Source organism: Paenibacillus etheri, assembly GCF_001012825.1.
Taxonomy (GTDB): Bacteria; Bacillota; Bacilli; order Paenibacillales; family Paenibacillaceae; genus Paenibacillus_AQ; species Paenibacillus_AQ etheri.
Genome location: NZ_LCZJ02000023.1, coordinates 177133 through 198549, shown reverse-complemented (window position 1 = coordinate 198549; position 21417 = coordinate 177133). Strand labels below are relative to the sequence as shown.

Below are 21417 nucleotides of genomic sequence, written 5' to 3'. Positions count from 1 at the left end.
GTGATCAGGACTTCCGACTGCTCTACGAAGACTGGCAGTTCACAGCGTCTCTGCCAGCGGGGATAGCTGGGACCTATTGCTGGGTGGCTGTACTGAACTAATCCCACGTTGTCGTCACATTTGCTGTTAACACTATAAGGGCATTTTGAGAAGTTCATATTATTCAGGGAGAGTGAACTGTTATGGCAATCAAAAAAATGCTGACTCTGGCAGCTGTTCTGGCCATTAACGTGCCCATGGGGGCGGTGTCCGCACCGCAACAGGCGCAGGCTGCAGGGGAAACCGTACAGGTATGGCTATCCAACCCCAACACAAATACTTGGTTGGCAAGACAATCGGATGTCGAGTTCTCAGCGTCCAGCGCAGGTGCAGACTATACGATTACTGTCAATGAAGGAAGCACCTATCAGACGATGGACGGTTTTGGAGCTTCACTCACAGATTCATCCAGCTGGCTGCTGCAAAATAAACTGTCTGCAGCCAAAAGAACCGAGGTCATGAATCAGCTGTTCAGCGCCAGCGGCATCAACATCAGCGCCCTCCGCCAGCCGATCGGCGCGAGTGACTTCAACTGGGAGATGTGGACCTATGATGATACGAGCGGGAACAGTGATGATATGAACCTGAGCGCTTTCTCGCTCTGGCGGGAAGATGCCTATATCCGCCCTATGCTTAATCAGGCCTACAATGTTAATCCGGGCCGGATCAAAATGTTCGCCGCCCCGTGGAGTCCGCCGGCCTGGATGAAGACGCAAAGAAGCCTCTATGGCGACACTGGCGGCACACTGCGTACCGATAGCTATGATGCCTATGCCAATTATCTGGTGAAATATCTGCAGCAGTATGCCGCACTTGGAACACCAATCTATGCCCTTTCCCTTCAGAATGAACCAAAATTTGCCCCACACTATCCCGGACTGCTAATGTCGGCCAGTGAACAAAGCAATTTGATCAATGTGCTGGGCCCGAAGCTGGCACAGAACGGGCTTAACACTCAAATTATGGCCTATGACCACAACTATGACGATATCAGCTACGCCTCGTCGGTGCTAGGATCTAGCGCATCTGACTATACGCAGGGCAGTGCTTTTCATTATTATTCGGCCCTCAGCCATTCTAACCTGACCACGCTGCATAACCAATATCCGACCAAACGGATCTGGTTCACGGAAGGCGGCAGCGGAACGTGGATTGGCGGCGGCACGAACATGGGAATGTTCCAGGATCTGATGATGCATATGGTCCGCTTCCCCAGAAACTGGGCAAAGTCCTATATCATGTGGAATGTCGCGCTGGATCAGAATGGCGGCCCCGCGCTCGCCGGAATTGATGTTGCCAACCGCGGCCTGCTGACCATCCGCTCTGACACTACGGACTCAGTGACCTACAATCCGCAATTTTACGGTCTGGGGCACAGCAGCAAATTTGTCGACCCGAATGCGTCCCGCATCGATTCGAACACGTTTCAGGACAGCATGGAGGACGTAGCCTATAAAAATCCGGACGGCACCATTGCGCTTGTGCTGTCCAACCGGCTCTCCAGCGCTAAGACCGTCAAGATTCAGTGGAATTCGCGGTCATTCACGTACACGGTTCCTGCCGGAGGCGCGATCACGTTCAAATGGTCGTCCACCTCGGCACCGGTGACCGGCGGCACCTATAAGATCTTAAACAAAGCAAGTGAAATGGCCCTGGATGTGACTGGCTTTTCTACGGCGAATGGAGCACTTATCCAGCAATGGGAGTATACAGGCGGAAATAACCAGCGGTGGACGATCCTCGATGCAGGAAGCGGCTATGTCAACATCGTTAATACAGCAAGCGGCAAAGCTCTGGATGTGATAAACGGTTCGACCACGGACGGTGCGGGCGTTCAGCAGTGGGCGCTTACCGGTACGGGAGGAAATAATCAGCAGTGGAAGCTTGAAGCTGCAGGTGGGGGCTATTATAAGATTGTTAATAAGAATAGCGGCAATGTGCTGGATATTCCAGGCACTTCAACCATGAACGGTACCAAAATCCAGCAGTGGTCTTATACCGGAGCGGACAATCAGTTATTCTTCTTTGTAGCACCGTAAGGTTTGATTTGAATGCCAAAAAGCCCGACAAGCGCGGGCTTTTTGGTGTGTGTATGAAGACTGGATAATCAGTTTAAGACTGCCATTCCCAGGCTTGAGCTCATCAGGATTTCCGGCTGCTTTGCGAAGGATGGCTTGGCCTTTTTCTATCAGCACTTGAAGTGCATTCTGTACATTAACTTCCATTGGCAATGAATAGTTTATTGTTGTAAGTGCTCAACAAACAGATAATGCAAGATCGCCTTGATTTTCAAAGTCGATTTAACAGTTATGAAAAAAACTTTTTCCATCCTATTTTTTGTAGCATCAGTTAAATGAGACACCTCAATTGTGGTATCTATGTATATTACCTTTTAGGGAATTAATCTAAAAAAGGAGAAACCTAGGCACTAGGCCATAGATTACTCCTTTTTGTTGTATGAAGTTGTTAGATCAAACGATATCCTGAAGGTAAGTTGCCGGTTCTACGGATATTGCGAATCTGTTCGAGAGTTAATCTCTGATTGGTTGAAATAATGGATTCCACATCATTGCCGGAAATGAAATCGTCCAAATCACGGATGCTGCGGTTTCCACGGAGCACGCGGAAGTTCCCTCTAAACCTAGTTCTTGTGAACAGTACCAGTGTTGCATTGCTGCTGGTAGAGAAGAAACGAAGACTCTCAATACCATCGAGGATGTTGTCCGTATTACGAATGCCTAGGTTGCCAGTATAGATTCTACTTCTACCCCTAAAGTTTTCTTCATCGTAAACAGTTAAACGTGGATAAGTCTGGGATACATGAACTTCTTTTTTCATTTGTCATTCCTCCTTTGTTATCTAATCTATGTTCATTTCATTTTTTGGTTTGGCAGATAGTCTAATAGAAAACCCTTATTTTTTGTAATTCAAAAATTCGGGCTTTACATCAACAATGCATTAGTGTACTATTCAACTATGACACCGATACAATGAAATGAACTCATCAATACTGACTAGATGGCAGGGAGGATAATTATGAAACAGGGGAGTAACGAACATATGCAAGATTCAATCGTGCTGCAAATGAACGGGGTAAGTAAGATCATTAAAGGGAAATCCATTGTGGATAAACTGACATTTGATATTCGTAAGGGAGAAATTATCGGGCTACTGGGTCCAAACGGTGCGGGAAAAACAACGACGATACGGATGATGACGGGACTAATACGGATGAGTGAAGGCGATGTGATCGTTCAAGGTCACAGTGTAAAGAGTGATTTTAACAAGGCTATTGGCCATATCGGAGCGATTATTGAAAATCCAGAGTTCTATCCGTATATGACAGGGCTTGATAATCTAAAGCAATACCAGAGAATGACGGATCATTTTGAGGCCGGTAGAATTGAAGAGGTTGTGGAATTGGTAGGGCTTCAGGAAGCAATGAATAAAAAAGTGAAGGCCTATTCGCTGGGGATGCGTCAACGTCTTGGGATTGCTCAGGCTTTACTGAACCGACCAAAGCTATTGATTCTAGATGAACCTACGAACGGACTAGATCCTGCTGGAATCAGAGAAATGCGTGATTATATGCGTAGGATTACAGAGGTTGAAGGGATTTCTATTCTAATCTCCAGCCACTTACTGGCTGAAATTGAACAAATTTGCCATCGCGCCATCGTGATTCAGAACGGCAAATTAGTGACTGTGACAGCCATTGGTGGGGAGCAGGAGACAACTACAGAAGTAAAGCTAACAATTCGTGTGGGTTCAGTTGAATCAGCGATTACCCACTTGGAAGGGATGGAATACGCAGAGTTATTATCAATGGATAGTGCTCGATCTGAGGTGACGGTAAGTCTGCATGACAGTAGAGTGCCCGAGCTAGTATCGACTTTTAGTAATAAAGGGGTAGGTATTTTCCGCATTACAGAGAATAAACAAAGTTTAGAGGAAGATTTCTTGAAATGGACAGGAGGGAACCGCATTGCGTAGCTTTAATAATCTGATTGTTAATGAATGGCTCAAGATCTCGAAGAAACGTACGTTTTTCGTACCCTATTTAGTGTTAATCCTATTATCCCTGCTGTTGGGTTACATTGTGCATTCCGTGTCACCAGACATATTCGAATCAGCGTATGAATACTCATCCGTAATGTTGCTTTCTCAAGGGATTGGGCAAGTTATAACCATTCTCGCAATCATCGGAACAGCGGGTATTGTCTCAAAAGAATATAGTCAGGGCACCATTAAATTCCTTCTAATTCGTGCAAGAAGTCGTACAGCAATACTTGCATCCAAATATGCTGTTGTGCTGATTTATGCATTCACAGTGGCTGTAGTTGGCATGTTGGCGGTTTTTGTATCAGGAGCCTTATGGTTTGGTTTAAGTGGTGGTGAGGACGGCATTCGTGAGATGCTAACCAGTTTAATGTATAACTCTGTTAGTACAGTTGTTTATGTAACACTTGCTTTTATGATTGGGATATTGACGACTTCGACGGGGGTAACGATCGGGGTCACTATGTTTATGTTAATGATAGACAAATTGATCATTTCCCGTGAGTTCTATAAATATGTATTATTCCCGAACCTGAATCTATCTGCTTACGAAGGTGGAGGAGCACCTATACCTGGAATGACGCTGACCTTTTCCATCGTTATGCTAGCCTTATACACAATTGTCTTTCTACTCATAGGCTTTTCCGTCTTTAGACGAAGGGATGTTGCTTAATCATGACAATCGAATTCGATAACAACCTGCCGATTTATATTCAGATCATGAATTACATCAAAGGAGAAATCGTCACCGGCAAGCTAAAACCGGGAGATAAAATTCTCTCGGTACGTGAACTTGCCAGTGAGTTGCAAATTAATCCGAATACGGTGCAAAGAACTTTTCAGGAACTGGAGCGTGAAGAAATCGTGGAAACCCGGCGTGGAATGGGAAGATACGTCACTAATAATGAAGGAACTATTTTGACCATCAAAAAAGAAATGGCAAAAGATGTACTGGATCGTTTCATTCGTGGCATGCAGGATCTTGGTTTTCAAGATGAAGATATTTTGGCAGCGGTAGCGGAGAATATCCAGACCAAGGATGTAAAATAGGGGGATTAGCGAGTTGGAAAATATACTTGAGGTTCATGATGTTACAAAAAAATATAGATCCAAGCATGCTCTCCGTGGGGTGTCCTTTAATCTGAGTGCGGGTAAGATCACAGGACTTCTGGGTAGTAACGGCAGTGGTAAAAGTACACTAATGAAAATCATTGCTGGGCTTACGCAGCCTACCACCGGACGCATATCAGTTATTGGAGAAGCCGTGGGTAGAAATAGTAAGGCCGTAGTATCCTTTATGCCAGACAAACCTCTGACGGAGACGTGGATGAATGTTGGTGATGCGCTTAGTTTTCAACAGGACTTTTACCCTGATTTTGATCAGACTAAGGCTACAAGAATGTTAGAATTTATGAAGCTAAGCGAGAAAGATAAGGTAAAGGATCTGTCCAAAGGGATGAATGAACGTTTACAGCTTACACTTGCCTTGTCACGCCGAGCTAGCCTTTATTTACTTGATGAGCCAATTGGTGGTGTAGATCCGGTAGCAAGAACTAAAATTCTTAACGCGTTAGTAGAGTTTTATGAAGAGGATAGCACCATTCTCATTTCAACCCATTTAGTATCGGATATTGAGCGGATCTTCGATGATGTGATTTTTATAAAAGAGGGAGAAATGGTGATGCATACGGCGGTAGAGGATATCCGGCTGCGCCAAGGTAAAAGCATAGATGAATTGTTCAGAGAGGTGTACGCGGAATGCTAAAGCTAGTGAAGTATGATTTTAGACGAGATAGGGATAAGTTTCTTGCTGTTTTTGTAATTACCGTCATTTTGCAGTTTGTGATAGGATTTACAATTAATTCAGATCAGGACATGTTTGTGATGAACATCATTACCTATGTCGTAGCAGGAGTAGTGCTTCTTTTTCTTACATTACGTACCTTTAATCAGAACTTGAGTTTATACAATCGGAGACTTGTACCTATACCAGTTCTGTATATGGCTCTATCACCGGTGCTACTATTTCTAGGGTTGTTGCTCGGATTATTTATAATCGCTTATATTCATTTAGGCGTATATATAATGATGTTTTCAACTTCATTTTTACCGGTTAAATTCTGGGAGGTTTCTTTGTATGCAGTGCTAATAATCTTTTGGACATCCGTCTTCACCATGCTGCTCGTGATGTTCTCCATCACTGTTGCACGGAGTGTGAGAGTGAAAGGGAAAGTATGGATAGGGTTAGTAACTTTTTTTATAGTTCAGTATATAATTTCATTTTTAGAGACTTGGATGTTCGATCATAAGTATATCCCTATGAAAAGTGCATTCCGGTTTGAAGTGACTGATAGTGCAGCTAATTTAAATGAAATTGAAATCCCTCAGTATTTCTTTGGTTTACTTCCAATCCTATTCGAAGCAACCATTGCAGCATTACTAATATTTGTGATTATCAAACTTATTACGAGAAGAGTAGAGTCCTAACCACAATAGTACGAAGGCAGAGCTAATTAGCTCTGCCTTCGTTTTTATGCAAAAAAAGAAGACACCTTTCCATGAGAAGGGCATCTGTTATGTTGAATTCTATAGGCCCTCTACATTTAGAGAGGCTGTCCATATATCGAGTTCTCTATGTAGCCGTTCTTCTTCGTCTTCGTTCAATTTAAGTTTAACTCCATATTGGTATTGGCCGAGTCCGAACATCCAGCCCCACCGGACGCTACCCACGAGTTTAAGCTTTTCTTTATTTAATTGAAGATGAATCACTAGCTTTGTATCGTTCGCTGTGAATCGAAGATTTAAAGGGGTGCGCACTTTACAGCCAGATCGGCTAAGATCAAGCAACACAGCTTCTGTTAACTTTCCGGCACCCGGACCGCTACTACTTATTGGAACTTCAATCCAGCATTCAAGCGGCTGGTTCATTACATATCGGAATGGTTCTTTCCTGCTGGATACATCCATAATTTCCCTCCATGTTGTTTATTTGCTATTATATCGAAAGGGATTGTTGAGAACAATCTACTAAAGTGCTATTTTTAAATAAGAATATATTTATTTAATCCTAATGAAGGTGATGAGACTCAACATGTACCAATACCTTAATGAGACGTTCCAAAAACACAATTTTGACCAAGCTAGTCTGCAGGACGGGGAACTAAATAACTGTACATTTGAGCAGTGTTCCTTCAAGGGAAGCTCTATGGAAGAGATGAATTCCATCGGTTGCCGATTTATAGATTGCGATTTTACTGGAGCCATGCTCAATGCATCACATCATAAAGGCTCGGCTTTTACTAACTGTAAGTTCACGGGAGCGAATCTGTTCGTATCGAAATTCGAAGATTGTAAAATGGTAGGATCGGATTTCTCAAATGCTTATTTGGACGGGATCACACTTATCGGCGGGGACTGGTCCTACACGAACCTGAGACATACCAATCTTAGCAAACAGGATCTGCGCGGGATTCGATTTACAGAAGCAGATCTAATGGGCTGTAATTTGCAAAAAAGTGATCTTCGAGGGGCTGATCTGAGCCGAGTGCAGTTGTCTCAATGCAAGCTTAAAGGGGCTGACCTACGGGACGCTATTGTTGAGGGAATTGATTTGAAAAGTTTAGATCTACAAGGTGTTCTCATGGATATAGATCAAGCTGTACTGTTAGCACGCTCATTTGGAGCTAAAGTAGGAAATTAGGAATAGGGGCATCAGCTGCGAATGTCGTAGCGTTTGATGCCCCTTTAGTTTGTTATCAAGAAATACCTATGCCATTGTATGAAACTTTTTATGTATATTTACTTTCTTAACGGTTAACGAAGTCTTTTTCTGGGTTTTGCCCACCATTTAATCCAAAGAAAACCTTCGTCATCACGGAAAAACTTTATGCCTACCCAGCGCAAGGGTGTCCATAGTTCTCTAAAATAATATGAAGGCATAGTCTATTAGACCCTCCTATATAGTCAATTAATACTATATGTTACGCTATTTTTAATGAAACTTCAAGATAATTTTACTTATAATTACATATTATGAATCTACCAGAAGTGAAATGCTCAAGTGAGCAGGACCAATAGCCCTATGTGAGTTGCATGCTTCATATTTATTTCTACACAGTTATATGTCACATTCGAATTATCAAATTCCTAACACGCGCTCTTTTGGCGCGTGTTTTGACGTTTATTTTGAATGGAATCTAGCAATAATCGCTTTATTGGTAGGGATATGCACAATCATTTCATCATGCTGAGCATTTAATAAAAGGAGAGGAAGTGATGAAGTGACGGAGACTGAGTTTATTGCGAAGATCGCAAATTTTGCTGTGAAGGACATGCAGATCAGTAAGGTTCCCGCATCGCTAACGATAGCTCAAGCAGCACTGGAATCGGGTTGGGGTAGCAGTGGGTTGACTGTAAAAGCAAACAATTTGTTTGGGATTAAAGGTAGTGGACCGGCCGGAAGTATTACTGTGCAAACTACTGAATATGTTAATGGTAAAGCTGTTAAAGTAGAAGCACCTTTTCGTGCTTATAACAACTGGGGAGAATCTGTTGCGGGTCATTCCGCGTTGATTGTGAATGGTGTTTCGTGGAACCGTAACCTTTACAGAAAGGTTCTTGGTACTAGTGGCAAGGTAGCCGCACAAGAGATTGCTGCCGCTGGCTATGCTACTGACCCAAACTATGCAGCAAAGCTAATCCAAATCATGAATACCTACAATCTGTATCTATATGATGAAGAAGCCAAGGAAGGTGATGACGAAATGTCGGCAGAGGATAAACAAAGGCTAGTTAGTATGGAAACGGAAATAAAGGAACTGCGTGCTCTTATAGTGAGCCTTACAGATAGCAAGGATAGGCTAAAAACAGGTGTGCAGGAACAAGGTCAGTCGATGACTAAGCTTTCGGATCGTGTGACTTTAATTGAAGGCCGTGCTGTGATGAGTGTACCCCCATGGGCTGAAGCGGCAGTAAAGGCAGCGAGTGCTGCAGGGTTGCTAGATACACCGTCAGGTGGCAGTTATGACTTCTACCGCATAATAACAGTGCTGAACCGTGCAGGATTACTTGCTCCTGGTAGTGGAAAATGAAATAAGGAGGATTAAATACCATGTATAATGATGCTCTCAACAGTGTGCTTGCCTTCGCTTCCGTGTTGGCTGTCTTTGTAATGGCACTTGTACAACTTGTGAAGAATAGCGTGAAACTTCCGCGGAACATTGTACCGGTTGTTGGATTAGCTATAGGCTTGCTGGTTGGAGCAGTTGCCTATCCGTTCACCGATATGAATCTGATCCTGCGATTATGGGCTGGAGGGTTAGCAGGACTTTCGGCGACGGGGTTATTTGAGCTTGCTTTTAACAAAAGGGATGGTACGAAAACAGATGATAAATAGATTAGAAATATTCATTTTTTAAAACAATCCTTTCACACTGTTAAAATGACTACGCATTCTATCAAGATCACTAATATATTATGGTATGAAAAGAAAAAGGAGGTGTAACTATGGGAACTTATCTTGACGCTAGAACATCACAAAATGCCAGTCTCGCCAATTCGATAGCTATCCCGATTACGGTTATTAACACGCCGCAGTTGTTTGGGCAAATTGGTTTGCTAACAGCAGGAGTGACTACGAACCCGCGTGTGCTGCTAAAAGGGACGGTATCTGTTACTCTTCCGCTGGCATTGGTAGGTATTACAATTACGATTGTAAGAGGAACTTTACCAACGGATCCTAAAGTGTATTCTGCTACTTCAACTTTTGCCCTTAGTATACTGGCCCCGCAAGTGATAACCTTTTCGGCAGCGGATTTCTTACCTGCAATCACACCTCAACTCACTTATACAGCATTTGTATCTTCTAATCTTCTCGGCACAGTTCGCGTGGGTCCAGAAAGCTTTGACGGCATTTTAGTTTCTGATTAGACATCTTGACACTAACCTCGCGCAGTTGGCGGGGTTTTATTTTTAACTGATCGCCCAATCTTCCAAGGGGCTTAATACATATCCTGTGGTGTACTCAAAATAAGGAGGAGGTCTTCTCATGAGTGGTTGTGGTCAAGTCGGCGGCGCTTTTACTAATACAAGCGCAATTTTAGTTTTGTTCATCTTATTAGTAATTATTTCTTGTGCATGTATGTTCTAGAGATGTAAAAAAGTTTGCTTCTGGCATTCATGCTGGAAGCAGACTTTTTTTATGGTATTATGCCGATCTTTGTTTTACAAAACAATAGTCGGGATACTAATCGCGTATTGAAGTACATAAGTTTACAAAACTAGGATTTTGAATATATAAATATACATGCTATCTTAATTTGATAACATAAATTAATGATAAAGAGTGAGCTTGTTGGAAGATTTGTAAAGTAGTTGTTTATCAAAGGGCTGCCGAAAGGCGGTCCTTTTGAGTTCTACACACCTTTTGGTGAACTTATTGCGTATTATTTGCTTTTTATTCACATCTAAATGCAATATATAAATTGCATTATGTAATAAATATATTATAATTCGGAATATAGGGAGGAATAATAATGAAAAACAGCAAAATTAATGATGAACGAATTGTATCTCAAAGAAGAACAATTCAAAGTGATGCTTATCAAATATTAGTATATTGTTTACTGATTTCAATTTTGATTCAACAATTCATAATGAATGCTCCGTTTGCGCAATTTGCAGTCGAGGTTTTCTGTTTAATTGGTATTGGAATATATATAACTATACGGCACTTGTCTGTTGGTATTGATATTTGGGATTCCCAAAGGCACACTAACAAAAGGCTCCTTATAAACAGCATTATTTCAGGCGGGATTAGTGTTTCGTTGCTTATTTTTTTGGCGGGGGAAAGAAATGTATGGCGTATTATTTTAACCTTTGTTTCGTTTACAATAGTTTATTTTCTTGTACACCTAGTGTTACGGAATATAAATAAAAAAAGACAAAGGCAAATTGATGATGAATTATGCAGTGACGAAGATATTGAATGCTAAACTAAAACCCAATGTTTGGATCCCAGGTATTATGAATTTGTATTTTCCTATATATTTACAATTTTAAAGCCCCGTCAACCTTAAGTGGTCAGCGGGGCTGTTTTTTTGGTTTTTGCTTAGTCGAAGGATGCGTTGTGTCAATAAGCATCTGCAATAACATGTATGCTACAATGTGAGTTCTTCATTTTTTCTCCCTATAATTCAAGGGTCGACTATCTATGAAAAGTAGAATGGTCCGAAACTAACCATAAAGAGTCATTAAACATAAATTCGGGGCCCTCTTTCGAGAGCCCCTTTCATGGGAGAGGAGAAACCGGACGAAGAGCTTATGGGGAAACGTAAGCCTGCTCCGCGGTTGTCTACGACATTTGTGGTGTCGATAATTACATGATGTCCCTTGAAGCCCAGTCTTATACATAATGAAGACTTATTTATCGGAATAGTCTTCGTTCTTTCCATTTTTCATATCTAGACAAATTTTTTATTTCATCGCGCAAATGTGTTACGATAGGCGTGGACTTATGCCTTTTTGGGTATAACAAACAGAGACATAGAGCGGGTGATTGACGGTGAGAGTGGTATCGGGAAGTGCAAAAGGAAGGCCGCTAAAAAGTGTGCCAGGAAGTGGAACAAGACCTACAACCGATAAGGTGAAGGAAGCTGTGTTTAGTATGATCGGTCCATATTTCGAAGGTGGAGCGGTGCTGGACTTGTTCGCAGGTACAGGTGGTCTGGGTATCGAGGCTTTAAGCAGAGGAATGGAAAGTGCCGTATTTGTAGATATGGATCCCAAGAGTATTGACACAATTCGTGCCAATTTGAAAGCGACTAATCTTGAGGCAAGCGCGCAAGTGTACCGAAATGAAGCGGGCAGAGCGCTCAGTGCGTTGGAGAAACGGGGGCGTGTTTTTGATTTAGTCTTTTTAGATCCTCCCTACCGATTGAAGCACGGAGATGAGCTGATGCTGTCTATGGTAGAAAAAGGAATGCTGCAAGAGGACGCAATCATTGTTCTGGAGCATGAATCAAGTTATGCCTATCCTGAGGATATCCCGGGATTTTATAGGCTGCGTCAGGCCGTATACGGAGAAACGACAATTTCTATTTATCAGTATGAAGCTAATCCTTCAGTGGAAAGCGAGACTGGTGAGGAGGTAGAGAATGAGTCAGCAAATTAGAAAAGAACGTGTCGCCATCTATCCAGGCACCTTTGATCCCGTGACTATGGGACATATGGATATTATTCGGCGCGCATCCAAGCAATTCGACCGTCTAATCGTAACGGTGCTTAATAATTTGAGTAAGAACCCGCTGTTTACTGTAGAAGAGCGAACAGAGCTTTTAAGACAGGCAACAGCTGATATTCCCAATGTGGAAATCGACAGCTTTAGGGATCTGCTAGTCAATTATGTTCGTCAAAAAGATGCTCAAGTCATTGTACGTGGTATTCGTACCGTAACTGACTTTGAATATGAACTGCAAAATGCATCCATCAACCATAGTCTGGATCCGGAAGCGGAGACGATTTTTATGATGACTAATCCTAAATATTCCTATTTAAGCTCCAGCGTTGTAAAAGAAATTGCCCATTTCGGTGGAAATGTGTCCGACTTCGTGACGCAAGAGGTGGAACAAGCTATGAAGCTTAAATTTAATCGAGTCGATGGCGAAAAGCACTAACAAAGTATATCGCTGCGGATAATGCTAGTAGGATGATGAGTAGAAGAGATTGCAGACCAAGCAACTGTGGAAAAGAGCTCCATATGGCAGTTACATTAATGGTTCTGTTTGGTGTGGATTGTGAATCTGCAAGAGCAGGCAAAGCAGCTTCAGTTATAGCCAACAGTGGTTTCCATAACAGTAGTGTTAATAAAAAAGCATAAGCTCCATGCATCAGGCGAACTGCAGCATAGGGGAGGAATCGGACGCCTGCTTCTTTAAGTAGTGTCAGCACTTGTAGCTGTGCGCAGAGTCCACTCCAGCCAAGTGCAGCGGAGAGTAAGGCCAGGCCTAATACGCCTGTTGATTCGACGCCGATGCTGGAGAGCCCTTTGCTTATGGCGTCGGCTCCTAAATGAATCTCGAGCAAGCCCGCTGGCAGAGCAGCTGGTAACGCAGGGAGTACAGTAATAATGATATTGATGACTACCGCGAACATAATCATGTAACCGCCCACAACCATCAAATTTTGTACCGCTGTAGCTACTGAGTCCCCAAGAAGTTTGCCGAAGCTTCGGCCATCTCTTGATCTGGCTTCAGTGGCTGCAAGCTGGACACGACTGTATAAAGAAGGCTGTTTGGTATTCGTGCTTTCCTTTAAGGAAGGTTGCGGATTGTCTTGCCGGCCATTTAACCGAGCATCGGTATAACTGGCCAGAAGTCCTGAAATCCAGTGGATACCAAGAAGAAAGTAGCCTGCTGTAGGACTGTGTAGGAACGCTACGCCAATCACAATAAGTAGGGTTACTGGACTGGCGAAATGCGTAAGTGAGGCAAGACGAGCAGCTTCCTTGTCCGAAATGCTGCCCTGCTTATGAAGCTGCATTACACCTCCGGCCCCGCCGGGGAATCCGGCGGTGATTCCAAGTGCCAAAGTCCAACCGCTCGCGCCAGGCAGTCGAAAGACCTTTTTCATCAATGGTTCCAGGAGCACTCCGAAACCATGCACGAAGCCCGAAGCGGTTAGCATCTCAGACAGCATCAGGAAGGGAAGAAGTGCAGGGAACACGAGTGTCCACCAGAGCTTTAACCCTTGGAGAGAAGCCTCGAAAGAGCTTTCTGGTGAGATGATGATTGCAATGGCTAATAGGATTGCGATCCCCCCGGATAGAAAAGGTGTGGAGCGACTAGCTAGCCGGCGTATTTTAATATTGTTCATTTCTAGAATCACCTCTTCATAACTTAAGGCATAGCAGATGTGTTATCAATTTATGCAGAGTAGACAACCATCATGCCAAACCACTAGTCGAAGCGGTAGTGAAGTTCGAACATTCATATCCTAAATGTGCCGTGGGAAAGAAGGGAAGAGCAGTGAAGCAGCTGAAGCATCGGCCGGGATTCCGCGCCACAGCTTACCTCTTTACGTTTGTAGTTATCGTGTATGTATTTGTATTTATGAACACCCCGTACATTGTTTATCAGCCGGGTAGTGCTTCTGAGGTTGCCCCTATGATTAAAGTGGAGAATGCTGATCCAGCCGAAGAAGGAACCTTCATGATGACAACAGTATCCGCTAGTTACGCTAATGTGGCGTTGCTGGTCGCCTCTGTTTTTAACTCCAATTCAGAGGTTGTGCGGAAAGAAATGCGGTTAGGAGATAAGTCTGAAGACGAGTATGCAGCGGAGCAGGTTTTTTATATGAACAGCTCCCAGTCTTACTCCGTTCAAGCGGCTTATCACGCTGCAGGAATTCCGTATGAGGATGTAGTGGATTATTTGTATGTTTTTTCAGTTCCGGTTGCAAGTAATAAAGGCCAATTCCAGCCGGGTGACAGAATCATAAGTGTAGAAGGACAGAAGGTACCAGATCCAGAAGCGCTTTCTACTTTACTTTTAACAAAAAAAATCGGTGATCAGGTCGCTGTTGTTTTGCAAAGAAATGGTAAGGAAGTTAAGGAGCAAGTGACACTGGTTGAGATCAAGGATAAAGAAGGTACTGCTGTTCGACCTGGTTTTGGAGTCACTATAGCCGCAGTTCAAAAGGTAAAACCTAAAGAACAAGGAAAAGCCGTCAGCTTTGTGGATACGAATGTTGGCGGACCTTCAGCGGGACTAATGTTCACTATGGAGATTTACAACCGTCTTACGCCTGGTGATTTAACTAAAGGTCATAGGGTTGCAGGAACGGGCACGATCGACGCTGAGGGGGTGGTAGGTGCTATCGGTGGAGTGAAACACAAGATCGTGGCTGCGGATCGAGAAGGGGCGGAGATTTTTTTCGTACCTGTTAAGAATTACGACGAAGCCAAAGCGAAAGCTGATAAAATCGGTACATCTATGAAGTTAGTACCCGTATCGACACTGGATGAAGCGCTGAAGTATATGGCGGAACTGCCGGTCAAACCATGACCGGAGGTTCCAAATAATCGCGATACATATCGGTTCTGTGAGGTTCTCGAAAAGCTCCAGCGAAAGCTGACGCGGCTTGAAGGTCTCGCTCAAGTTGGGGATGGGAGCACAGTGACGGCCGCATGACGATGGGTAAAGTAGCTTTTTGTTTCATCTCTTTAAGCAGTGCTCGTCCACTTTCTCTAAATCCAAGGATTCGAATATAACCGGGCCCCTCTGCTAATACAGAAGGGGTCATTTCTTCCTTTGTATGATTTAGCAAAATATGTAGTAGCAGACGCTGCAGTCGTGTATGTGTGTAACGCTTGCTCTTAAGGGCTTGAAGTAAACCCGAAATTGTGAATTTCTCCAGCTCGGGCATAAGACGAAGGATTCTATTCTCCAACCCTTCATTCATGTCTTGGATTGTTCGTAGCTCGGCAGCGGTACGTGTAGAGAGCAGATGACGGAGGGGACCTCGGAAATGCTCTAATTCCAGAGGACCTCTACCGGCTGCATGCTCTCTTTCCAATATGGACACGCTATATTCCGGCATATAAGCTGCTGGAGAGCCGCCTTCTTGCAGCAGATTGCGAATAGCAGTGGCGCTTGCGATCGATGAGCCAACTTGCAAAGGATCATGGAATCCGGCTGCCGTTCGCGGAACAGTTAGCGGCTCGATCTTGCTTTTTAGCCGCTGCAAGGCGATGAGATAATGCAAGCCAAGGCTGTTATTCGGCTGGCGCAGCAGCTCGCCAGCATCGCCGGGACTCTCCTCTTCATGGAGAGTCCCTTCAAAGGCCACCGCCGCCGCTGCGCTGTACGCGGCGGGGAAGCTCGCTCCGAGCGCCATGCGGCGGCGGATCTCGCTCTGAAGTTCGCTGCTTTCCTCTGCCAGATACCTGGCCAGAGGAAGCAGCGAACCCAAAGTGCCCGCTTCGGAGCCGAAGCATAAGCTGTCCACGACCCCGGTCGCTTCCAGCAGTGCAACTGCTCCGAAGGCGAACCATTCGGCCGGCCCTACGGCATAGGCCACCGGCAGTTCAATGACGAGGTCGGCGCCCATTCGTAGCGCCATCTCTGTCCGGGCCTGCTTGCTCACTGCCGCCGGCTCGCCGCGCTGAGTAAAGGGGCCACTCATGACGACGATGGCGCGCTCAGCGCCTGATAGTCTTTTGGCTTCGGTGAAGTGATGGACATGTCCGTTATGTAATGGATTGTATTCTGCTATGATTCCAACCGTTGTCACTGCTGCTTCCCTCCGTATGTAACCATTATTTAAAATATAAGAAGGTATAAGTTATGCACCTATCCTTTACGTCTTATATTTGATGCTAAAACGCTTATCATCCTTATGAGGACGCCGAAGGCGTTTATGCTTGTAGAGATTAGTAGGGTTAATATCTAGAAACTCTATTCGCACAAGCTGTCGTTTTAATTTACACTAATAGTTATATCATAATTCTCCCCAATTCCTGAAACAATATAAAGGGAAAATGGTTGACAAAGGTATATAATACTAGGTATAATAAATTTTGTTTGTTTGGGAGTGATAAGTATGCAGATTCACTTTCGCAAATTAGCGAATGCCGACGAACCGTTACATATTCACAATGTTGTGGATGTCAGCGAGGTAGTCAAAGGGCGCAAGGATATTCTAACTGTTGCTCCGCTCTCAGTGGACCTTAAAGCGCTGCCCGCGGGAACCGATTGTGTGAACGTGGTGGGAAAACTGAGTGGAGATGTGGACATGTTATGTTCACGTTGTCTCACGGAGGTCAAAAGTGATTTGAACATTCCTTTTGCTGAGACTTTCAAGTGGCTTAAGCAGCCAGTTCTTCCAGATGATGACGAAGATGAGGATCTCATTTATGTCAAGGATGAGGTTGTGGATCTTATCCCGTATGTGGAAGAAAATTTCGTACTGCACTTACCGGATTCGGTATTGTGCAAGGCAGACTGTCTTGGTCTTTGTCAGAAATGCGGACAGAACTTGAACGAAGGCACCTGCAGTTGCGACAACACAGTGATTGATCCTCGACTCGCTGGGTTGAAAGACTTTTTCAAATGAAACATTACAACAAAACACATCCTGCTTCTAGAGGAACAGGCTGACAGAAATATCACAAGGAGGTGGAACACATGGCAGTACCACAACGTAGAACGTCTAAAACACGCCGTGACAAACGTCGCACCCACTTTAAGTTGGTTGTGCCGGGCATGGTGAAATGCGAACAATGCGGAGAGTTGAAATTGGCTCATCACGTATGTAAAGTTTGCGGAACTTACAAAGCAAGAGAAATCATCAAACAATAGTTTCAGAACAAGTAGTACTTCACTATCGGTGAGGTACTATTTTTTTTGAAATTTAAGAATGTAAAAGTTTCAAGCTATACATAATCCTTGTATTTTTCGCACAAACGCTTATCGTCTATTAGGGACGCCGAAGGCGCTTATACTTAACCAAACATAAGCCGCCCAGAAGTCAATGCTTTATTTTTGGTGCGGCATGCTTTATACTACATATTAGTACCTGGTTCTAAATAATGATTGTGGTTATTTGACCTAATATAACAGCGGCCATTCAAGCGGCCGAATGCTTTCTTTAAAATATAAGAAAGTATAAGTTATGCACCTATACTTTTTCATCTTATATTTCTGGCTTAAACGCTTATCGTCCATAAGGACGCCGAAGGCGTTTATGCTTGGCACGTGCCAGGAGGTGAGCCGCAATCGAGCGGATGTCCAAGAAAGAACGTCAGCAACAGCTGCTACATATAATCGCAGGCAATCCTTTTGTAACGGATCGGGAGTTGACTCGTCAGCTGAAAGTTAGCATTCAGACGATTCGGTTGGACCGGATGGAGCTGGGAATACCGGAACTGCGTGAGCGAATGAAGCAAATGGCAGAGCACTCCTATGATCAGGTGCGCTCTTTGCCTGCGGATGAAGTCATCGGAGATATTGTGGATTTACAGCTGGACAAGAGTGGGATTTCGATATTTGAGATTCGCGAAGATCATGTGTTCTCTAGAAATGGAATCGCTCGAGGTCACTATGTGTTTGCTCAAGCGAACTCGCTTGCCGTTGCCGTAATCAACGATGAAATTGCTCTGACCGCTTCAGCCGATATTCGTTTTGTACGCACAGTTCAGCTAGGTGAGAAGTGTATTGCCAAAGCACAGGTGCGGTCACTCGCAGGTAGAGGTGGCAAAGCGGAGGTGGATGTGTTCACCTATGTCGGAGAAGAACTAGTGTTTCAGGGCCATTTTATAGTGTATCGGTCCGCAAATGATGAACACAGTGAAGGGGGTAACCATAGTGCTGATCGCCATTGATGCCATGGGCGGGGACAACGCTCCTGAATGTAATGTCGAGGGGGCGTTGTCCGCGGCCGCGGAATGGAAAGATACGCAGATCGTGCTCGTTGGTGACGAAGCCAGATTAAAGCCACTGCTCAAGGACAAACCGTCTAATCTGACAATACGTCATGCAGGAGACGTTATTGGTTCTGATGAAGAGCCAGTTAAGGCAGTTCGTCGTAAAAAAGATTCATCCATGGTTGTAGCTGGACGAATGGTGCGCGAAGGTGAAGCAGATGCTATGATTTCGTCAGGCAACACGGGTGCGTTAATGACTACGGGACTCCTCGTAGTTGGCCGGATGCAGGGCATTGAACGTCCTGCGCTGGCACCTATGATTCCAACGCTTGACGATGTTGGGGTATTGGCTCTGGATCTTGGTGCTAACATGGATGCGAAGCCTGAACATCTGGTACAATATGCGCTGATGGGCAGCATTTACCGGAACAAGGTGCATGGTATAGCTAAGCCGCGTGTGGGACTTCTGAATGTAGGGACGGAGCCTGGAAAGGGTAACGAATTGACGAAAGAAGCTTATCCGCTGCTTGAGAACTTGCCAGGCATACATTTTATCGGTAATGTTGAGGCACGTGACGTACTGACAGGGAACTGCGATGTGCTTGTCTGCGATGGATTTGCCGGTAATATTTTGCTGAAGTCTCTAGAGGGTACAGCGGGTGCCTTGTTCTCTTTACTCAAGGAGCAATTTAGTCGTTCTCTGAAGACTAAGCTTGGCGCGGCTATGCTGATGCCGGAGCTTAGAGCTCTAAAGGGTAAGATGGATTATAAAGAGCACGGTGGTGCACCATTACTCGGTCTTAGCGGATTGGTAGTGAAGGGGCACGGATCTTCTGACGGAAATGCGGTTAAGAATGCGGTAAGACAAGCGCGGATTGCTCTACAAGCCGATCTTGTGCCAAGTATATCCAAGGAAATTAGCGGGAAGTGAGTGACGACATGAGACAGTTGCGACCGGTTGGGATTATAGGAACTGGGAAATATGTACCTGAGAAAATATTGACAAATAGCGATCTGGAAAAAATAGTGGAGACTAACGATGAGTGGATCGTCAGTCGGACAGGCATCCGGGAGAGACATATTGCTGCGCCTCACGAGGCAACTTCTGATCTAGCGTATGAAGCAGCACTCAAGGCACTTGATTCCGCGGGAATGAAAGCCGAAGATTTGGATCTTATTATTATTGCAACAGTAACACCTGATAGCGCCTTTCCTTCTACAGCCTGCATTTTGCAGGATAAATTGGGTGCTAAAGGTGCTGCGGCGTTTGATTTGTCAGCAGCCTGCTCTGGTTTTGTATACAGTTTAGCTACAGCGGTTGGCTTCATTCAGAATGGAATGTACAACAATGCACTTATTATAGGTGCGGATACTTTATCCCGCATCACAGATTATACGGATCGTAATACTTGTGTCTTGTTCGGCGATGGAGCAGGTGCGGTAATCATTGGTGAGGTTCCAGAAGGTCGTGGTTTCCAATCCTTTGATCTGGGTGCTGAAGGCTCCGGAGGGAGCTTGCTTAAGCTTGAAGCCGGCGGTTCACGCTTGCCTGCATCTCAACAAACCGTTGAAGATAAGAAGCATTTCATTTATATGAATGGCCGTGAAGTGTTTAAATTTGCAGTTCGTGTGATGGGCTCAGCTACAGAACGTGTGCTTACTAAAGCTGGTCTGGGTAAGGAAGATATTGATTTGTTCGTACCACATCAAGCGAATATTCGTATCATTCAATCCGCTATGCAGCGTCTTGATTTGCCACCGGAGAAATGTGTGATCAATGTTGATAAATATGCCAATACTTCGGCTGCCTCCATTCCATTAGCTCTTGTTGAAGCAGCGGAAGAAGGACGTATGAAAGAAGGCGACACCGTCCTGATGGTTGGATTCGGCGGTGGCTTGACTTGGGGCGCATCTGTATTGATCTGGTAATAGGCTAAGACCGTTATACGGGAAGGAGTTCATACTTATGGGTAAAATTGCATTTGTCTTTCCCGGTCAGGGAGCACAAGCAGTTGGAATGGGCAAGGATGTTTATGATGCTCTTCCAAACAGCCGTGCAGTGTTCGAGAAAGGGGATGAAGTTCTCGGATTTCCACTGAGCAAGCTGGTTTTTGAAGGACCGGACAGTGAGTTGAAGCAGACAGTAAACACGCAGCCAGCGCTTCTTACAGCTAGCGTAGCCTATCTTGAAGCTCTACGTGAACAAGGTTTGAAGCCGGATTATGTTGCTGGACATAGCCTTGGTGAATACAGCGCACTAGTAGCTGCGGGTGTATTGTCATATGAAGATGCTGTAACACTTGTACGCTTAAGAGGCCGTTTCATGGAAGAAGCTGTTCCAGGGGGCCAAGGTGCAATGGCGGCAGTACTTGGTGCTGAACGTGAAGCACTGGCAGTATTATGCCAAACTGTATCTGAAGAGAGCGGTGTTGTAGAACTGGCTAACGTCAATTGCCCAGGTCAAATCGTTGTTTCCGGATCTCAGGAAGGCGTTAATGGTGTTGTACAGCGTGTTAAAGAAGCAGGTGGTAAGCGGGCGATTCCACTAGAAGTAAGTGGACCCTTTCACTCTTCTATGATGAGAGCTGCTGCAGATCGTTTGGCAGAAGAGTTGAAGAAAGTAACCTTCAATACTCCAAATGTACCTGTCATCGTTAATGTCACTGCATCACCGGTAACAGATCCCGAAGAAATTCGCGAACTGCTTGTTCGTCAGGTGTATTCTCCTGTGCTATGGCAGGACAGTATTGAATGGTTGATTGCAGATGGTGTAGACACTTTTGTTGAGATTGGTTCTGGCAGTGTTTTGGCTGGTCTTATCCGCAAAATAGACAAAACAGTCAAAGTAATCAACATTAATACACTTGAAAGTGTCCAAACTGTTTTGTAAGAAATGGTTT

The 21417-nt window shown here is 44.5% G+C and carries 26 protein-coding genes; 21 read left to right on the top strand and 5 right to left on the bottom strand.

Translation table 11 applies throughout. From position 1 onward, the window contains the following. Positions 1–182 precede the first annotated feature (182 nt). Entirely contained in the window at positions 183–2078 is a 1896-nt protein-coding gene (locus UQ64_RS14170; RefSeq protein WP_060624097.1) for an RICIN domain-containing protein, read from the top strand. On the opposite strand, the gene UQ64_RS31690 is transcribed toward UQ64_RS14170, so the two are convergent. Next, positions 2055–2264, bottom strand: a complete 210-nt coding sequence (locus UQ64_RS31690) for a hypothetical protein (RefSeq protein WP_209445795.1) — start codon at positions 2262–2264, stop codon at positions 2055–2057. The two genes, UQ64_RS14170 and UQ64_RS31690, sit on opposite strands and share 24 nt — an antisense overlap. Before the next feature lie 241 nt (positions 2265–2505). Next, positions 2506–2877 (bottom strand): hypothetical protein, encoded by a 372-nt coding sequence (locus UQ64_RS14165; RefSeq protein ID WP_060624096.1) that lies wholly within the window; start codon positions 2875–2877, stop codon positions 2506–2508. Positions 2878–3075: 198 nt separating this feature from the next. Here UQ64_RS14165 and UQ64_RS14160 point away from each other — a divergent pair, with 198 nt between their 5' ends. From UQ64_RS14160 to UQ64_RS14140, 5 genes are read left to right on the top strand one after another with little or no spacing between them, the layout of a single operon-like run. Then, complete coding sequence (locus UQ64_RS14160; protein ID WP_082651127.1) at positions 3076–4032, top strand: ABC transporter ATP-binding protein; 957 nt, start codon at positions 3076–3078, stop codon at positions 4030–4032. Continuing rightward, entirely contained in the window at positions 4025–4771 is a 747-nt protein-coding gene (locus UQ64_RS14155; RefSeq protein ID WP_060624095.1) for an ABC transporter permease, read from the top strand. Before UQ64_RS14160 ends, UQ64_RS14155 begins: the two co-directional genes overlap by 8 nt. A gap of 2 nt (positions 4772–4773) precedes the next feature. Beyond that, the gene (locus tag UQ64_RS14150; RefSeq protein WP_060624094.1) at positions 4774–5148 is read left to right on the top strand and encodes a GntR family transcriptional regulator; all 375 of its coding nucleotides are present in this window, start codon (positions 4774–4776) and stop codon (positions 5146–5148) included. A 13-nt stretch (positions 5149–5161) separates the two neighbouring features. Then, positions 5162–5863 (top strand): ABC transporter ATP-binding protein, encoded by a 702-nt coding sequence (locus tag UQ64_RS14145; protein ID WP_060624093.1) that lies wholly within the window; start codon positions 5162–5164, stop codon positions 5861–5863. Further along, positions 5857–6585 carry a hypothetical protein gene (locus UQ64_RS14140; protein ID WP_060624092.1) on the top strand — a complete coding sequence of 243 codons (729 nt, stop codon included), beginning with the start codon at positions 5857–5859 and terminating at the stop codon, positions 6583–6585. Before UQ64_RS14145 ends, UQ64_RS14140 begins: the two co-directional genes overlap by 7 nt. Positions 6586–6684: 99 nt before the next feature. Here the strand turns inward: UQ64_RS14140 and UQ64_RS14135 are convergent, their stop codons facing one another. Next, entirely contained in the window at positions 6685–7065 is a 381-nt protein-coding gene (locus tag UQ64_RS14135) for a PilZ domain-containing protein (protein ID WP_060624091.1), read from the bottom strand. A gap of 124 nt (positions 7066–7189) precedes the next feature. Between UQ64_RS14135 and UQ64_RS14130 the strand changes: the two genes are divergently transcribed. The 8 genes from UQ64_RS14130 (at position 7190) to coaD (ending at position 12770) form a co-directional block, all read left to right on the top strand. Further along, the gene (locus UQ64_RS14130; RefSeq protein ID WP_060624090.1) at positions 7190–7798 is read left to right on the top strand and encodes a pentapeptide repeat-containing protein; all 609 of its coding nucleotides are present in this window, start codon (positions 7190–7192) and stop codon (positions 7796–7798) included. A gap of 580 nt (positions 7799–8378) precedes the next feature. Next, positions 8379–9188: a glycoside hydrolase family 73 protein gene (locus UQ64_RS14125; protein ID WP_060624089.1), complete on the top strand. Its 810-nt coding sequence runs from the start codon at positions 8379–8381 to the stop codon at positions 9186–9188. Between the two features lie 20 nt (positions 9189–9208). Next, on the top strand, positions 9209–9493 hold the full coding sequence (locus UQ64_RS14120; protein WP_042127188.1) for a holin: 285 nt from the start codon (positions 9209–9211) through the stop codon (positions 9491–9493). Between the two features lie 110 nt (positions 9494–9603). After that, positions 9604–10026, top strand: a complete 423-nt coding sequence (locus tag UQ64_RS14115; RefSeq protein WP_060624088.1) for a hypothetical protein — start codon at positions 9604–9606, stop codon at positions 10024–10026. A 118-nt stretch (positions 10027–10144) separates the two neighbouring features. Then, positions 10145–10246: a sporulation protein YjcZ gene (yjcZ, locus tag UQ64_RS30860; protein WP_156417553.1), complete on the top strand. Its 102-nt coding sequence runs from the start codon at positions 10145–10147 to the stop codon at positions 10244–10246. 385 nt (positions 10247–10631) lie between these two features. Beyond that, the gene (locus UQ64_RS14110; RefSeq protein ID WP_060624087.1) at positions 10632–11090 is read left to right on the top strand and encodes a DUF6773 family protein; all 459 of its coding nucleotides are present in this window, start codon (positions 10632–10634) and stop codon (positions 11088–11090) included. Between the two features lie 569 nt (positions 11091–11659). After that, a complete protein-coding gene (gene rsmD, locus UQ64_RS14105) occupies positions 11660–12268 on the top strand; it encodes a 16S rRNA (guanine(966)-N(2))-methyltransferase RsmD (protein WP_060624086.1) in 609 nt (202 codons plus the stop codon). Then, positions 12252–12770: a pantetheine-phosphate adenylyltransferase gene (coaD, locus tag UQ64_RS14100; protein ID WP_060624085.1), complete on the top strand. Its 519-nt coding sequence runs from the start codon at positions 12252–12254 to the stop codon at positions 12768–12770. Before rsmD ends, coaD begins: the two co-directional genes overlap by 17 nt. Here coaD and UQ64_RS14095 read toward each other — a convergent pair. Then, entirely contained in the window at positions 12742–13968 is a 1227-nt protein-coding gene (locus UQ64_RS14095) for a nucleoside recognition domain-containing protein (RefSeq protein WP_060624084.1), read from the bottom strand. The two genes, coaD and UQ64_RS14095, sit on opposite strands and share 29 nt — an antisense overlap. A gap of 152 nt (positions 13969–14120) precedes the next feature. Here UQ64_RS14095 and UQ64_RS14090 point away from each other — a divergent pair, with 152 nt between their 5' ends. After that, on the top strand, positions 14121–15158 hold the full coding sequence (locus UQ64_RS14090; RefSeq protein WP_060624083.1) for a SepM family pheromone-processing serine protease: 1038 nt from the start codon (positions 14121–14123) through the stop codon (positions 15156–15158). On the opposite strand, the gene UQ64_RS14085 is transcribed toward UQ64_RS14090, so the two are convergent. Then, positions 15148–16386: a nucleotidyltransferase gene (locus UQ64_RS14085; RefSeq protein WP_060624082.1), complete on the bottom strand. Its 1239-nt coding sequence runs from the start codon at positions 16384–16386 to the stop codon at positions 15148–15150. The two genes, UQ64_RS14090 and UQ64_RS14085, sit on opposite strands and share 11 nt — an antisense overlap. Before the next feature lie 309 nt (positions 16387–16695). Between UQ64_RS14085 and UQ64_RS14080 the strand changes: the two genes are divergently transcribed. The 6 genes from UQ64_RS14080 to fabD all read left to right on the top strand — a co-directional run bounded on the left by UQ64_RS14080 (position 16696) and on the right by fabD (position 21407). Next, entirely contained in the window at positions 16696–17208 is a 513-nt protein-coding gene (locus UQ64_RS14080) for a YceD family protein (protein WP_060624081.1), read from the top strand. A 71-nt stretch (positions 17209–17279) separates the two neighbouring features. Next, the gene (rpmF, locus tag UQ64_RS14075) at positions 17280–17453 is read left to right on the top strand and encodes a 50S ribosomal protein L32 (protein ID WP_019911234.1); all 174 of its coding nucleotides are present in this window, start codon (positions 17280–17282) and stop codon (positions 17451–17453) included. 425 nt (positions 17454–17878) lie between these two features. Beyond that, positions 17879–18475 carry a transcription factor FapR gene (gene fapR / locus UQ64_RS14070; protein WP_042127208.1) on the top strand — a complete coding sequence of 199 codons (597 nt, stop codon included), beginning with the start codon at positions 17879–17881 and terminating at the stop codon, positions 18473–18475. Beyond that, on the top strand, positions 18459–19448 hold the full coding sequence (gene plsX / locus UQ64_RS14065; protein ID WP_060624080.1) for a phosphate acyltransferase PlsX: 990 nt from the start codon (positions 18459–18461) through the stop codon (positions 19446–19448). Before fapR ends, plsX begins: the two co-directional genes overlap by 17 nt. A gap of 8 nt (positions 19449–19456) precedes the next feature. Then, positions 19457–20446: a beta-ketoacyl-ACP synthase III gene (locus UQ64_RS14060; RefSeq protein ID WP_156417552.1), complete on the top strand. Its 990-nt coding sequence runs from the start codon at positions 19457–19459 to the stop codon at positions 20444–20446. 37 nt (positions 20447–20483) lie between these two features. After that, complete coding sequence (gene fabD / locus UQ64_RS14055; protein ID WP_060624078.1) at positions 20484–21407, top strand: ACP S-malonyltransferase; 924 nt, start codon at positions 20484–20486, stop codon at positions 21405–21407. Positions 21408–21417 lie beyond the last annotated feature (10 nt).